At 65.7% G+C, this 14,315-nt stretch carries 14 protein-coding genes; 11 read left to right on the top strand and 3 right to left on the bottom strand.

Annotation, left to right across the window (positions count from 1 at the left end):
* Positions 1–393: 393 nt before the first annotated feature.
* Both FLX08_RS09125 and FLX08_RS09120 read right to left on the bottom strand, forming a co-directional pair.
* Positions 394–1,464 carry a RelA/SpoT domain-containing protein gene (locus FLX08_RS09125; RefSeq protein WP_142617801.1) on the bottom strand — a complete coding sequence of 357 codons (1,071 nt, stop codon included), beginning with the start codon at positions 1,462–1,464 and terminating at the stop codon, positions 394–396.
* 535 nt (positions 1,465–1,999) lie between these two features.
* Positions 2,000–5,029 (bottom strand): N-6 DNA methylase, encoded by a 3,030-nt coding sequence (locus tag FLX08_RS09120; protein ID WP_208761342.1) that lies wholly within the window; start codon positions 5,027–5,029, stop codon positions 2,000–2,002.
* Positions 5,030–5,179: 150 nt separating this feature from the next.
* Between FLX08_RS09120 and FLX08_RS09115 the strand changes: the two genes are divergently transcribed.
* The gene (locus tag FLX08_RS09115; protein WP_142617797.1) at positions 5,180–5,740 is read left to right on the top strand and encodes an NUDIX hydrolase; all 561 of its coding nucleotides are present in this window, start codon (positions 5,180–5,182) and stop codon (positions 5,738–5,740) included.
* Here the strand turns inward: FLX08_RS09115 and FLX08_RS09110 are convergent.
* On the bottom strand, positions 5,721–6,938 hold the full coding sequence (locus tag FLX08_RS09110; protein ID WP_142617795.1) for an NsdA family TPR-like regulatory protein: 1,218 nt from the start codon (positions 6,936–6,938) through the stop codon (positions 5,721–5,723). The genes FLX08_RS09115 and FLX08_RS09110 overlap by 20 nt on opposite strands.
* Before the next feature lie 121 nt (positions 6,939–7,059).
* Here FLX08_RS09110 and FLX08_RS09105 point away from each other — a divergent pair, with 121 nt between their 5' ends.
* The 10 genes from FLX08_RS09105 to FLX08_RS09065 all read left to right on the top strand — a co-directional run bounded on the left by FLX08_RS09105 (position 7,060) and on the right by FLX08_RS09065 (position 14,315).
* Positions 7,060–7,470 carry a hypothetical protein gene (locus tag FLX08_RS09105; protein ID WP_244312509.1) on the top strand — a complete coding sequence of 137 codons (411 nt, stop codon included), beginning with the start codon at positions 7,060–7,062 and terminating at the stop codon, positions 7,468–7,470.
* 53 nt (positions 7,471–7,523) lie between these two features.
* Positions 7,524–7,769 (top strand): hypothetical protein, encoded by a 246-nt coding sequence (locus FLX08_RS09100; RefSeq protein WP_244312508.1) that lies wholly within the window; start codon positions 7,524–7,526, stop codon positions 7,767–7,769.
* Between the two features lie 91 nt (positions 7,770–7,860).
* Positions 7,861–8,577 carry a GntR family transcriptional regulator gene (locus FLX08_RS09095; RefSeq protein ID WP_142617791.1) on the top strand — a complete coding sequence of 239 codons (717 nt, stop codon included), beginning with the start codon at positions 7,861–7,863 and terminating at the stop codon, positions 8,575–8,577.
* Between the two features lie 124 nt (positions 8,578–8,701).
* Entirely contained in the window at positions 8,702–9,133 is a 432-nt protein-coding gene (locus FLX08_RS09090; protein WP_142617789.1) for a plasmid replication, integration and excision activator, read from the top strand.
* Positions 9,133–9,462, top strand: a complete 330-nt coding sequence (locus tag FLX08_RS09085) for a 4a-hydroxytetrahydrobiopterin dehydratase family protein (protein WP_142617787.1) — start codon at positions 9,133–9,135, stop codon at positions 9,460–9,462. The genes FLX08_RS09090 and FLX08_RS09085 overlap by 1 nt, the downstream gene beginning before the upstream one ends.
* A gap of 88 nt (positions 9,463–9,550) precedes the next feature.
* A complete protein-coding gene (locus FLX08_RS09080; protein WP_142617785.1) occupies positions 9,551–10,990 on the top strand; it encodes an FtsK/SpoIIIE domain-containing protein in 1,440 nt (479 codons plus the stop codon).
* On the top strand, positions 10,983–11,138 hold the full coding sequence (locus tag FLX08_RS40490) for a hypothetical protein (protein ID WP_167530332.1): 156 nt from the start codon (positions 10,983–10,985) through the stop codon (positions 11,136–11,138). Before FLX08_RS09080 ends, FLX08_RS40490 begins: the two co-directional genes overlap by 8 nt.
* A gap of 38 nt (positions 11,139–11,176) precedes the next feature.
* Positions 11,177–12,751, top strand: a complete 1,575-nt coding sequence (locus tag FLX08_RS09075; protein ID WP_244312507.1) for a replication initiator — start codon at positions 11,177–11,179, stop codon at positions 12,749–12,751.
* Positions 12,748–12,936: a helix-turn-helix transcriptional regulator gene (locus FLX08_RS09070; protein WP_142617781.1), complete on the top strand. Its 189-nt coding sequence runs from the start codon at positions 12,748–12,750 to the stop codon at positions 12,934–12,936. The genes FLX08_RS09075 and FLX08_RS09070 overlap by 4 nt, the downstream gene beginning before the upstream one ends.
* Entirely contained in the window at positions 12,933–14,315 is a 1,383-nt protein-coding gene (locus FLX08_RS09065; protein WP_142617779.1) for a tyrosine-type recombinase/integrase, read from the top strand. Before FLX08_RS09070 ends, FLX08_RS09065 begins: the two co-directional genes overlap by 4 nt.

Here is a 14,315-nt window from a genome sequence, read left to right as displayed (position 1 = left end):
TCAGAGGCCGAAGAGGCTGAGGAGAGGAGCGCGCCCTGAGGGATTCGAACCCCCGACCGTCGGATTAGAAGTGGATCGCCGTTTCTTGACTCGATGGCACGCTGACCTGCTGCTGATCTCTCGGTTCTCGCCGTCAGAGGGAAGATCATTCCGAGTATGTTCCGGATCTTCTCCTGAACGACATCAGGGAAGGATCACGTCTACCCCAGCCGCGCTCACGATCCAAGGTCCGCCCTGGGTTCCATTGTCTGTGACCCGTCCTGAACAGGGCGGCACGGCCTGGTACTGCAACGTGGACTGCAACCGTCGCTCGGCGGCAGGGTGATCACCGTCGTGATGATCTACGGCACGCTCGTCGAAGCAGGAGGCTGCTCCAGGACCAGGCTGACGCGCTCATCCACCGAGAGCAAGGTTCGGCGACACACCACTGGCCTCCGGTTCGGAGATCCGCGAAGCCACAAAGTCGGTGAACCGGCCCGTGTCCGCGAAGTAGTTCGGGTACGCGTCGCGCAGCTGGCTGATCCGCGCGATGTTGATGAGCACCGCGTCTAGGTTGTCGTCGTCCTGGGCTTCCAACTCGGTCAGCCGTGCTTCGGCCTCGGCCAGCGTCTCGTGGACCGTCACCGTCAGAAGGCCTTCACTCCGCCGGAGTTCTAGCGTCAGGGTGTTGCGGCGGTCCGTCTTGGAGTGCTCGCTAACGATCGAGGCGTAGCCGCGCAGCCGATCTAGGACGCCAACGCTGGCCTCCAGCCGTCGCAGCTCATCGGCTAGCTCCTCGGCTGACCCGTGGGCGCCAGGCACCGGGGCGGTCTCCTCCTCGTAGGCCATGAGAGAGCCGACCAGGACGAAGAACCGGAGAACATCTGGGTCGCCCTTGCCGTACTTCAACTCGCTCCCCGAGAACAGGTCCATCGTCTCGACTGCGGTCGCCCAGGCGTGCTGCAGCAGCGTGCGCACCTGCAGTTCGATCCGGAGGCCCTGGTACTCCATCTTCGAGGCCCCGTACTCGTACACCAGATGGATACCCCGATAGCCGGAGTTGCGCGGTCCCGGCTCGTCGCGCAGGTAGTCGTAGACCCGCTTGACACGGTTCTTGCTCCTCGGGAGGTCACGCAGGATGCTAACCAACTCCTCGACTTCAGCAACACTCTCGAGGACCACGCGGCACCCTCCAAGGTCCTGCATGGTCGTAACGCTCATCGTGGGGTGGCGCCTGAGTTTGTCGAGGATGGTAGGAAGTCGCTTGCGCCGCTCAGCGACGACGGCGTTCGGGTTCACATTGAGCGCGCGCTGCCGCACGGTCACGGTCACGGCATTCAGGGGGAAGGCATGCGCGAGGCGGTAGTTACTCAGGATGTCCCGCGCCGCCTGGATCTCTTCGGGCGAGCCCGTTCCCTTGCCGATCGTCCGACTCGCCCGCTGGACCGCCTTATTGGAGTGCTCCGGGATCACCCATGTCTTCATGGCGTGACCGTATCGGACCCCACCGACGGTTTGGTCAATCATGATCGTTCCGGATTTTGCTCCCTGACCAACTCGGCCCGTCAGGGCATGCCACCTCGCCTGATCGTCCCGTCGTCGTCGCCCACCCGAAGGGAAAGCGGGCCGTGAGGAGGGCGCCAAGGTGGAGCGCCCTACTGGACGAACGACCTTGGCGCCCTCCTCACGGTCTGCTAGGGCTTTGTCCTGGGCGATGGCGGCGGGACGATCAGGTCCCCACCCCAGCCGACGCGGACCGAAGCTGTTGGGGATCATCCCGGAGTCCGAGCCCCCTCCGGAGGATGTCTATCTCCGAAGAGGCTGCAGGAGCGGTGGCGCGTCGCTGACGACGGCGAGTGCGATGAGTACGGCGGCCATGCCGGTCGGTGAACGGCCCGGGTCGCCGTCGGCCGGGACCGGCGCCCACGCCGCACGCCCGGCCGGCGTGCGGCAGAGGGCCGGGTACGGCGGCGCGCCGCGCCGCCGCTTGATCCCTATGAGACCAATTCAGCAACAGAAGCTATTCGCCAAGCATCTCCGTTACGATGCTAGCGATTTCCTCGGCGTAGCTTCCAGAGGCAAGAGCTTCGCGGGCCTTCCTTCGAAGAGTGACAAAGTTGCTCTTCTCGTCAAGATCCAGGCCAGCAACCAAGTTCGCTTCCGCTCTCCCCAGTTCTGTAAGGCGTTGATGAATAGGGTTATCAGCGTTGTAGAGCGGGATGGGTAGCTTCCATAGATGCTTGTCGATGTCCCGTTCGTCTTTGCCATAAGACATCAAGGGCCTTACTAGCTGCGTAAGTACTGGGCTGTTAAGTATTGCGCACAGATAAAAGCCCTCTGCTTTACTGGCAACTGCGGCCCAGTAGAGCTTGTGTTCGCATACGGCGAATTGGTCCTCTACAAGAGCCGCTACCACATGCATACCTGAAGCTCCATAGACGAGACGGAGCGGAGAAGGCGGAAGTTGCCCAGTCAATCCTCTGCGGAAGTCAATCCGCTCTCGCAGAGTCATCCGTTCACTGGATCGATGTTGTTCCCACTGCTGTTCCACACCTCTCCACCACTCTGCGACTCCGGGATATAGGTCAAGTCGCGGATTCGCCGAGTCCAGCAGCTGATTTCCCTCAATCGGCAGGACGGCTTCACATGCGGGGAGGACTCGGTAAGGAAGGATGCTTTCACCGAGCAGCACGGGTCGCACGAATTCGCTTTCTACAACTCCAGTCATGTCGGGAAGATTCTTCCAGGGTTTTTTCTCAGTGCTGCTGCGCTTCGATTGAAGAGCGCGCCGTCCCGCGCCGAACCCCAACGGGCTAGAGGGCTGCGACTCAACAAAGAACAGGACCTTCGGGAAGATTGTTGCGCCAGCGGAGAAGCGAGGTCCATAGGGCGACGGTCCCTCAGCTTCGATGTTGCTGATTGCCAAGACGGCCGGTTCGCGATTGAGATGAGGTGCAGCGGATTCCCAGGAGTGAGCAGTACGCGGAAGAGTCCCCGTCCAGCGAATCGTCTCAGAGGAGAGTGCATGGGGGGCATTTTCGGTTCGTTGGCCGAATACTACGGCTCCACCTCGTGGGAAGAAGTGCGGCCGGATGCGGCGCAGATCCCACGATCCGGTAAACGTCGCCGTAACCTCCTCTGAGCCATCGGAGAATTTGCCTGATCGGAATCCGGCGAAGTAACCACGATCAAGCGCAGCGTTGGGTAGGACGAATGCAAACGTTCCGCCGAGCTTGAGGTATTGCTGAACTGCCCTGGCAACGAATAGACCGGACAGGTCCTGATGGGTAGCAACGGTCTTTCCATGCCACAGCCCACGCGCCTCGGACATTTCGCGGAAGACGTCTTGCATTTCGGCGGGCATGTGTCGATAGGAGAGCCACGGTGGGTTACCCACCAAGACGTCAACACGGTTTTCCCCACGCCCGAGCCAGACGGGCCGCACGAGGTTGCGGATGTAGTAGCTCCAGATATGGTTCCGTTCTTCGTCCTGCAAGCGGCAGAGCACGTCGAAACTATCTTTGATCGCTGGCTGGTCGGCCTCAGCGATGGCAAGTCGCTTGAACAAGGCTGTGAGGGGTGGGACTGTGCCAGGGGCGCGGTCCCTGCTGGCCAGGGAAGCCAATTCGGAAATGAGCCGGTCGAAGCGTGCAGCGTTGGAAAGAAGGTGGTCCGGGAAGCGTAGTTCGTCTTCAAAGAGCTGACTACCGGTTCCGGTGGAGATGAGTAGATGACCTTCGGTGAAGAGGTCGACTCGTTGGGTCCATTGGACGCTATCGCCAAGGTAGACCGGGACCGTAATCGGGCCTCGCCGCGAATCAATGAGTCGGTCTCGGCCTATGGCAAGTAAGTAGGTGACCCTGGCAAGCGCGACCGCCACCGGGTGCAAATCGATGCCTAGGACGTGGTTGGTTAGGCCGGACAGTGCGGTGGCGAGTGGGACACCGGCCTCATCGGCTGCTGAGAGATGGCGGCGGACCGCGTGGAACAGGAAGGTTCCGGAACCGCATGATGGGTCAAGGACACGCTGATTAAGCGGGTCGGTTACGGCCTCAGCAACGACTTGATCAGCAAGCCAATCAGGGGTGTAGTACTCGCCGAGCTTCTTCCGAGTCTCGGTCCCGATGACAGACTCGTACAGTACCTTGAGAACGTCGTGTTCCACGTCGGCCCAGTTGAACCGGGCGAGACGACGAGCGAGGGTCCGGATAAAGGAGTCCCCATCGGGAACCTCTAGAACCCAGTCGAAGAAGTCCGCTTCGACCACACCATAGATCTGGGCAAGGTCGAAGCGCTGGCCGCCAAGAAGGCTGGCGGGCTGCATGTCGGTGACATCGAGGCCGAGGACGAGATGCGCGATCACCTCCGCACTGTTGACGAGCAAGGTGTGTTCAAGGAACAGTTCGTCATCGTCGGCGAACTGCGTTCCGAGGGCGCTGCGCAACAACTTGGACCAAAGCTCACGCTTGAGCTGAACTGTGGGCGCATCCCGGTTCTCGGCATACAGCGCCCCCAGTACCGCCCGATCGAGGGCATATGAAGCGCTATCAGCGCCGAGGCGAGCGGCGATCTCGCTGGGGGTTGGAGGAACGCCCTTGCGGGTGGCGAGCACACCTTCGAGCCAGGCCAACAATGAGATCAGGTCAGGACGGGAGGGCTTTAACTCGAAACGTGTGGCTTCGTTCAGTTCGTCGTTGTGCAGGTGGTAGGCATGCCATACGGCACCGTCTGTGAGGACACCGACGTAGCGCTGTCCAGTCTGCTGGCTTCGGGTCCTGACATAGCCGGCGAGCTGCTTTTCGGCGGTCTTGAGGACTGTGGCGCTGCGGAGGTCCTTCTTGACTTCGATGACGGTGAAGCCGAGCTCGATGTCTATGCGGCGACGGTCACCGACCTGGGTTTCCAGTTCGACATCAAGATCGTGATCGGCGAGTCCAAGGCCCCCAGTGAGCAGTAGTTGCCGGATGTCGGATTGGAGGGTTGCCTCGCTTCGCACTCGATCGCGGTTGGCAAGTCGGCCGAGGAGATCCTCAAGCTGGTTCTCGATCACTGAATCAGACGCCACCCCAGACATCTATCACGCCAAGCGCAGGTAAGCGGCTTGACGACATCGCGCTCAGGTCTCGGTTATGCACCGGAGAGCCCGGATGACCGCGAGGTTCCCGTGTACGTGGGTGATGTTGGGCGGTAGCTTCGCTGTGTGGCTACCAACGAAGAGCGGTCGCGGTGGGTCGTGCATGGTGAGCGGCTGATCTATGACAACCGGTGGATTCGGCTGGGCTTGGTGGACGTCGAGATCCCGGACGGGGAGCGGTTCGAGCATCACGCGGTGCATCTGGACCGGGCGGCCATCGCTGTGGTGGTCGACGAGCACCAGCGGGTGCTGATGATGTGGCGGCACCGGTTCCTGTTCGACCGGTGGGGTTGGGAGCTGCCTGGCGGCCTGGTCGACGCGGGGGAGGACCCGATGGAGACGGCGGCCCGTGAGGTGGAGGAGGAGACCGGGTATCGAGTGAAGGAGATCGAGCACCTGGTGACATATCAGCCGATGGCCGGCATGGTCGACTCCGAGCACAACTTGTTTCTTGCCCGCGGTGCCGAGCTGGTGAAGGAGCCCAGCGGGGAGATCGAGGCAGACCTGATCGAGTGGGTCCCGATGAAGGAGATCCCGGACATGATCGCCCGAGGTGACATCTGGACCTCGGGAACCTTGGTCGGTCTGTACGCAGCCCGAGATCGCCTCAACGCAGAGCGCGGGTAAGTCGTCGGCTGAGTTCGTCGATGCGCTTGCGCTGGCGGCGTGAGCCGGTCATCGTCGCCAGGTGCTTCGCGCGCTGGATGTGTGGTTGGGCGGCCTCCGGGTCGCCCAGGGCCAGCAGGGCATGCCCCAGATCGCAGCGAAGTGCGGCTTCGGCGCGGTTGTACGTGCCGTCCATCCCGGCCAGTGCTGACCGTAGGTCCTCGATGGTGCCGGGGTCACCGAAGCGGACGAGGCAGTTGCCGCGCCACCGGGCCAAGTGGTGAATGTCGAGCGACAGATACGGCATGTCCGGGTCGCTATTCCCGTCCGGGAGTAGCGCGGCGGCCTGGTCGAGTGCGGCCCGGCAGGTCGCCTCGTCGCCGAGGACTGCGGCGGCTTCGGCTTCGGCCGCTGACAGCCACGAACGCAGCCGGCCGGGGATGCGGTCGCGGTGGGTGGCATGGACGTACTGAAGGAGTTCGGTCGCCTGCGCGGGCTGTCCCAGGTCCATGAGGACATATGCCTGTTCGGCGGAGACGTGGGCAATGACGGCCGGGTCATCGGCTTCGCGGGCGGCGGCCTTGGCGTTCTCGTAGTGGTTCCAGGCGTCGTTGAGGGCGCCGGTGTTGATAGCCTGCCATCCGGCCAGTGACTCCGTTTGCGCGAGGACGTGGGCGAGCTGCGCGCGTATGCCGGGCCGTACGGCATGACGCTGTGCGCGTTCTATTTGGGTGATTTGGGCGCGCATTTTGTCGGCGATGGCGGCGCTGCCGAGTCGGCGGTCCAGTAGGCGCAGATTGTTGGTGTCGGTGTTGAGGATCATCACCATCGTGGGGTCGATGGCGGCGGCGGCCTCGATGCGGGCGGTGAGTTCCTCGGTTTGCTCCTGGTGCTCGTCGCCGTGGTCGCCAGTGGGCGAGGCGATGTCGAGCGGGGCCAGGCCGAGCAGCATGCGGGCGTGGTCGGGCAGGGCCAGGCCGGCGGCGATGCGCTCGTAGACTTCAAGGTCGCTGACCTGGCGTTGGCCGCGAATGTGCTGGCTGATGCGGCCCTGGGCGATGCCGGTGGCGGCGCTGAGGCGGACCTGGCTAGCTCCGGCGTACTTGACAGCGAGGTTGAACAACCCCGCCATGTCGCGCTTCTTTAGGATTTCGCGGCTTTCATCGCGGTCCCACACCCATGCGGGCATCTGGATCGGTTCGAAAGCGTTCCCGTGCATTCCGGCCTCCGGTCGTTTCCCCAGGCTGGTGGTGCATGGCTCCTGCTGAGAACTCTATATCTCACAGTGATATATCCAGAGGGAATAGGACTGGATTCGTCTGCGATCCATTCTTTCCGGCATGACCACACCAGTTAAGTGCACCGCGTGCGACGGTCGCGGCTGGAAGATCGTCACTCGACGCGGGCAGGTTGCCGCCGTGGCGCTCGGCATGGAGACCTCCTCACGGGAGGACTGCCTGTATTGCGACGGCGGACAGGTGCTCGTGGAGATGTTCGAGTGGGAGGTCTTCGTCACCGCTGACGGGACCGACGAGCTCGGGCCGTGCGGGACCAGCGCCGGACAGGCCACCTCGATGGACGAGCTGCGCAAGGCGCTGCGCCGGATGGACCCGGCACGGCAGCCGTGGGGGAGGATCACGCACCGGGTCTACGACTTCGGCACCGTGCCGGATGACTGGTCCCGCCGGATCATCTTCCGCGCCATCCTCGACGCGGCCGGACAGGTTCGCTTCGAACGGACAGACCGGTGAGCAACAGGACCCCGGCATGGGGCGGACCGTGCCCATCCCCGCATCTCCCACCGTTGCAGAACGGGGCCAAGCCGCTCGACTGGCACAAGCCGGGGCGGTTCGCCTGGTCGCGGGTGCTGGCCTGGACCTGCCACGAGCACCGCAACACCTGGTACGAGTTGTGCGCGGCCGGCGGCCTGGCCTACATCCGCCGGTTGAAGGGGGATGAGTTGAAGCCGGAGGTAGCGCACACCCATGCCTGGCGGGTGGCCGAGGCGCGGGCGGTGTGGCTGGCGCTGCTGTCTGGGCGAGCTCAATAGCCTTCCCGCTGGTGGCTGAGGTCCTGACAGGCCTGTGCTTAGCCGCTACTGTGCTTATGCAGACAAGTGGAAAAGTGATTGGGCGCTTAACATGAGCATGGACTTCGCCCCGCCGAAGTACGCCCAGGTGATGACGGCGATTCAGCAGCGTATCCGGGACGGGGAGTACGCGCCCGGCGACATGCTGCCCTCGGAGACACAGCTCGTCCGGGAGTTCGGCGTCGGCCGTACAACGGTGGTCCGCGCGCTTCAGACCCTTGCCATGCAAGGCTGGATCGAGCGCGAACACGGCCGCGGGTCGTTCGTGAAGGGCCGCCCGGAGAGCCCGGCCGAGCGCGTGCGGCCCGGCCTGTCGACGGCTGAACATCCCGAGAGCGCCGAGAACATTGTCAGCGTTGCCCGGGTGCCGGCCCCCCGGCATGTCGCCAAGCTGATGGGCGTCGACGAGCGAACCCCCGTGATCGCTCGTCACCGCGTGACCAGACAGGGCGACCGGGTCTCGGCGGCCGAGACTCTGTGGTTCCCCTTGGAGATCGCCCTCGGCACTGACCTGGACAAGCCCGATCCGCTTCGGCATGGCGTGCGTCAGCACCTCCAAGCGGTCAAGCATCTGCGGATCGACCACGTCACTGAGCGCCTGACCGCACGGAAGCCGACCAAGGAGGAAGCCGAACTCCTCGGCTCCTCCTCCCCGGTGCTGGGTGTGCTGGCGACCGTCCATGACCCGGCGGGGAGCGTGCTCCTGGTGCTGAGCGTGGCCCTGCCCGGTGACCTGCACGAGCTTGAGGATGTCTATCAGGTGAGCTAAGTCTTACCCCGCTCGTTTCGCTCGGTTACTTGTGCGGACGAGTGGGCAAGACTTACAGTAGAACTCAATCGGACAAGTGGACGAGCGCATGAGATGCTCGTCCTGAGAGTAAGGATCACGCCTCATGGCCATTGCAGGACCCATCCCGATCGCCTTCGAGCACGTCTTCCCGCACGGCTGCTACCTGGTGGGGGAGGTGGAGCAGGTCAAGGACTTCACCGCCTCGACCGGCGGGCGCACCGTGTTCGCCAAGGACAAGACCACCGGCGAACTGGTCTGGCAGGTCGCCGTCATGGACGCCGACCCGGCCGCCAAGCTCGCCCAGAAGACGGTCGCGGTGAAGATCATCGCTCCGGTGCAGCCGGTCCCGCCGCCCTCCACGCCCGGCCTGCCCATCACGCCGGTCGAGTTCGAGCAGATGACGGTCACGCCGTATGTCCACCAGACCACCGGACGCCTGGCCTACTCCCTCCGGGCGAGGAGCATGCGCGCTCCCCGCACCGTCGCCGCCTCGACCAAGCAGACCGGCGCGGCCGGTAAGGAGGTAGCGGCCTGATGCTCCGCGACCCCTACACCTACGTCACGCTCTCGCTCAGCCCCGGCAACCCGGCCAACGTCGGCATCTCGTTCTACTCGCCCGAGCTCCGGGCCGGGGCCTCGGTGCTCGACTCCGGGCGGCCCTACTTCGCCATCACCAGCCCGAGCGTGGACGTGACCGTCTCGACCACCGCAGCCGGGCCGGTCACCCCCAGGGACGTCGAGATCGCCCGGCAGATTTTCCAGGCCGCCTCGCGCTACCTCGCCGACTGCGAACGCCTGGTCACCCAGCAGCCGGCCGACTCCGACCAGCTCGCCCTTCCCGGCGTCGACGGCTCGGCGGCCTGACACGCAAGCGGGGCCGCTGGAAGCGGGAACTTCCGGCGGCCCCTCGGATCTCCCACGCACACCGAATGCTTGAGAGGACTCCAGCCTAATGCTGAGAAGACTGCCCGGAGACGAGGCACGTAACCTCGTCTCCACCACCCCGGACACGGCCGTCGTCTTCCGCCCGGCCGTCATGCAAACCCCCGCCATCGTCACCATCGTGATCTGGCTGGCCCGCCTGCTGCGCGGGCTGGTCCGGATGGTCTGGCGGCACCCGATCGCCTGCACCGCCGCCCTGGCCCCGGCTGTGGTCACCCTCGTCTACGGCTGGCGCATGGCCGTGGTCCTGGCCGGTTTCCTGCCCACGGTGGGCCTGTCGTGGGTGCTGCTGGAGCGGGATTCGTTCCTGCGCGTGGTCGGCTGGCCGCTGCTGGCCTGGTGGCGACTGGTATGGGTCTACCGGCGGCACTGGCAACCAGTGATGATCGTCTCCGGTCTCGGTCGGCACCTGCGCGGCCGGGACTACCTGCCCCGCCTGGTCAAGGTGCGGTGCACCTCGTGGGCCGACCTGGTCACCGTGAAGATGCTCAACGGGCAGGCGGTCAAGGACTGGACCGACCGGGCCGACCACCTCGCCCACGGCTTCGGCGCCCGAAGTTGCCGGGTGTCGATCGCGCGGGCCGGTCGCCTCGTGCTGACCCTGCCCCGGCATGACCCCCTCGCCGAGCCGTTGCCGGCCGTTCCCATCCCCGAGACGCCTTCGGCGGGGCCAGTTGAGATCGGCAGGTGTGAGGACGGCACGCCGTACCGGCTCAAGGTCCACGGCACGCATGTGCTGATCGCGGGGGCCACCGGGGCGGGCAAGGGCTCCTACCTGTGGTCGGCGATTCGCGGCCTGCTCCCCGCGATGTGGGCGGGCCTGGTGCAGGTGTGGGCGCTCGATCCGAAGCGGATGGAGCTGTCCTTCGGTCGGGCGCTGTTCGGCCTCCGCTATGCGGCGACCCCGGCCGAGTGCGTCGACCTGCTGGAGGCGGCCGTCTCGGTGATGCAGGAGAGGGCCGACCGGTTCGGCGGCAATCAGCGCTCCCACACACCCACTGTGGCGGACCCGTTCGTCCTGGTCGTCGTCGACGAGGTCGCCTTCCTGACCGCCTACCAGTCCGACAAAGGCCTCCGCGAGCGAACCAAAGCGGCCCTCGCCACGCTCACCACGCAGGGCCGGGCGGTCGGGGTCGGTGTCATGGCCGCACTCCAGGACCCGCGCAAGGAGGTCATGAACATCCGCAACCTGTTCCCCGACAAGATCGCGCTCCGGCTCGACGAGTCGGAGCAGGTGGACATGGTCCTCGGCGACGGCGCACGCGACCGGGGCGCGCTCGCTGATCACATCTCACCAGTCCCCGAACTCGGCGCGGGCATCGGCTACGTCCGGCTCGAAACCTCACCCGCCCCGATCCGCGTGCGCGCCGCGTACGTCTCCGACGAGGACATCCGCGCCATGGTCGCCACCTTCTCGACCGGCAGGACGGGGGCGGGCGCCCGTGGTTGAAATCTCCCACCTCCTGGACGAGCTCACCTGCGCGGCCTGCGGCACCCGCAACGCGCTGTGGCTCTACCCAATCCGGGGCGTCATCGAATGCCGCGAGTGCGGCGAGAAGGCAACCGTGATCGTCGAGCCCTCCGGCGGTGACCAGTGACAGTCGCCAACGACAGGGCTACCCCTCGCGCCGTCCGCATGGCGATGCCACTCGCCCGGGACGTCGTCGAGGAGATCGCCAAGCAGTACGGGGTGTGCATCCGCCCGGTTCCGCTCCGGCGGCAGGACATCCTCACCGGTCAGGTTGAGGTCATCGACGTCCCGTGCGGGGCCACCTTGGAGAGCAAGTGCCCGCCATGTGCCAAGCGCAATCGGCAGCTTCGGCGGGCGCAGTGCCGTGAGGGCTGGCACCTCGACCACGAGCCCGTGAACCTGCCCGACAACGCCGACGACTATCAGCGCCACCTCGTGGAACTGCGGGCCGACGCCCAAGCCTGGCGGGATGAGGTCGAAGTGGCCGGCGGCGACACCACCGACCTGGACGCCGCGATCGAGGACCTGGAGGAGGAGATCAACCGGGCGGGCGTGCGCGGCAACGTCCTCGGCCGAACCTCCGGCAAGCGCACGCGGTCCACCAAACGGCGGCAGGACGCCCCGGATCTGCCCAAGCGGCAGATGACCAAGACCACGCTCGGGCGGACCTTTACCGGATCCGACGGCAAGGTCTACCGGCCGTCGATGTTCGTCACGCTCACCCTGCCGTCCTACGGGCGCGTGTTGGAGGGTGCGCCCTTGGACCCGGATCGGTACGACTACGGCCGGGCGGCTCGCGACGCGCTGCACTTCTCCAAGCTCGTCGATCGCTTCGTGCAGAACCTCCGCCGGGTCGCCGGGTATGACGTGCAGTACTTCGCCACCGTCGAGGCTCAGAAGCGGCTCGCGCCGCACCTGCATATGGCGATCCGCGGCACCCTGCCCCGTGCGGAGCTGCGGCAGATCATCGCCGCCACCTACCACCAGGTGTGGTGGCCCTCGACCGACGCAATCCGGTTCGAAGGTGACCACCTGCCGGTCTGGGAGAACGGGGCCGGCTACCTCGACCCCGACACCGGCGAACTGCTGCCGACCTGGGAACAGGCCCTCGACGCTCTCGACCAGGACGACGAGGCCGAACCCCTGCATGTGCTGCGCTTCGGCGACCAGATGGACGTCAAAGGCGTGCTCGCTGGGACTCCGGACGCTGACCAGCTCATCGGGTACCTGTCGAAGTATCTGACCAAGTCTCTCGGCGACGCCCTCGGCACCGACGACCCACGCCGCAGGGCACACGCCGAACGGCTCCTCGACGCCCTGCGGTTCGAGCCCTGCTCGCCGACCTGCCCGAACTGGCTCCGCTACGGCGTGCAGCCCAAGGGCGCCAAACCGGGGTTGGCTCCGGGCCGGTGCAAGGGCAAGGCGCACAAGCCCGACCACCTCGGCTACGCGGGCCGCCGCGTCCTCGTCTCAAGGAAGTGGTCCAACAAGACCCTGACCGAGCACAAGCAGGACCGCCGCACCTGGGTCCTGGAAGCCCTCGGCGTCGAAGACGAGCCGGTCGACCCCCACCGCTACCTCTGGAAGCCCGTCAAGCCCGGTGATCCCGACCTCGCCCCGATCGGCGTACGGCTCCTGCGCTCGATCCACGAACGCCAACGCTGGCGCAACCACCTCGACCGGCTCCAGGCCGAGGCGGACGGACAAGTTCTTTCGGCAACTGAAGGGAGGGCGGCATGAGAAGGGACGACAAGCTGATGACGGTCCCCGAGATCCTCGACGAACTCGGCGTGTCCGTCCGCACCTTCTATCGGTGGCGCGAGATCGGCAAGGCACCCCAGGGCTTCAAGCTCCCCAACGGCGAGATCCGCATCTACCGCAGCGAGTTCGCCGCCTGGTTGGAAAGCCTCCGGGAGGCGGCGTGAACCCGACCTACAACGTGAAGTTCTGGGAGATCCGCGCGAACAAGACCTCCCAGGGGCCAGGGAAGCCGAAGCGGGTCGTCTCGCACACCGTGCGGTGGACAGTGGACACCCGCGAGAAGTCTTCGACGTTCCGAACGAAGGGCCTGGCCGAGAGCTATCTGTCGGACCTGCGGCAGGCCGCGAAGCGCGGGGAAGCTTTCGACCTGGAGACCGGGCTCCCTGAATCCATGATCAAGGCGAAGAACGCTCGCACGTGGTTCGCCTTTGCCGTCGCCTACGTTGAGACCCGCTGGCCTCACTCGGCGGCGAAGAGCCGGGAGGGCATGACAGACGCGCTGGCCAACGTCACGCCCGTGCTCACCAGCGACCGGCCGGGCCGACCCGATGACGAGACTCTGCGGCGCGCTCTCCGAGAGTTCGTGTTCGTGCCGGCCGACCGTCGTCCGGCTCCTACGCCTGAGATCGCGGGCGCGCTGCGCTGGCTGGAAGCGGCCTCGTTGCCTCTCACTGCCTTGGAGGACGCGAAGCACGCGCGGGCGGCCCTGGAGGCTCTTGCGCTCCTCCTCGACGGCTCCGCGGCGGCGGCCTCGACCTACCGGCGCAAGCGGGCCGTGTTCCATCACGCCCTGGACTATGCCGTAGAGCTGGAAGAGCTTTCGGCAAATCCGCTCGACAGGGTGAAGCTACGCCGTCCCAAGTCGACGGATGAAATCGATCGGCGCGCGGTGGTGAATCCCGCCCAGGCGCGCGAGCTGCTGACGGCCGTGACCTACTGCGGCCGGACGCGGGGGCTGATGCTGGCCGCGATGTTCGCCTGCATGTACTTCGGCGGCCTGCGACCGGCTGAGGCGGCTGGGCTGCGTGAGAAGGACTGTCGCCTTCCCGAATCCGGCTGGGGCCTGCTCACCCTGGAGAAGACCAAGCCGCAGAGCAACAAGCGCTTCACCGACTCGGGCAAGACCCACGACGATCGCGGGCTCAAGCACCGCAGCGAGAAGGACACGCGGCAGGTACCGATCCCGCCCGAACTGGTCGCCTTCCTCCGCGAGCACATCGAGCGGCACGGCGTCGGTGACGACGGACGGCTCTTCCGTACGAGGACGGGTGGTCTCATCTCCGGCTCGGCCTACTCGAAGGTCTGGAAAGAGGCACGGAGCTACGCCTTCACGCCCGAGCAGGTCGCCTCGCCCCTGGCCGCTCGGCCGTACGACCTGCGACACGCGGCCGTCTCGTTGTGGCTGAACGCAGGAGTCCATGCGCCGGAAGCCGCCGAGCGGGCCGGCCATGGCATAGACGTGATGCTCAGGGTCTACGCCAAGTGCATCGACGGCCAACGCGACGTCGCCAACCAGCGCATAGAGAGCGCGCTCGTCGGGTGA

Source organism: Microbispora hainanensis, assembly GCF_006874475.1.
GTDB classification, from domain to species: Bacteria; Actinomycetota; Actinomycetes; order Streptosporangiales; family Streptosporangiaceae; genus Microbispora; species Microbispora hainanensis.
The sequence above is the reverse complement of the archived record's forward strand: the minus strand, read 5'-3'. Positions and strand labels throughout refer to the sequence as shown.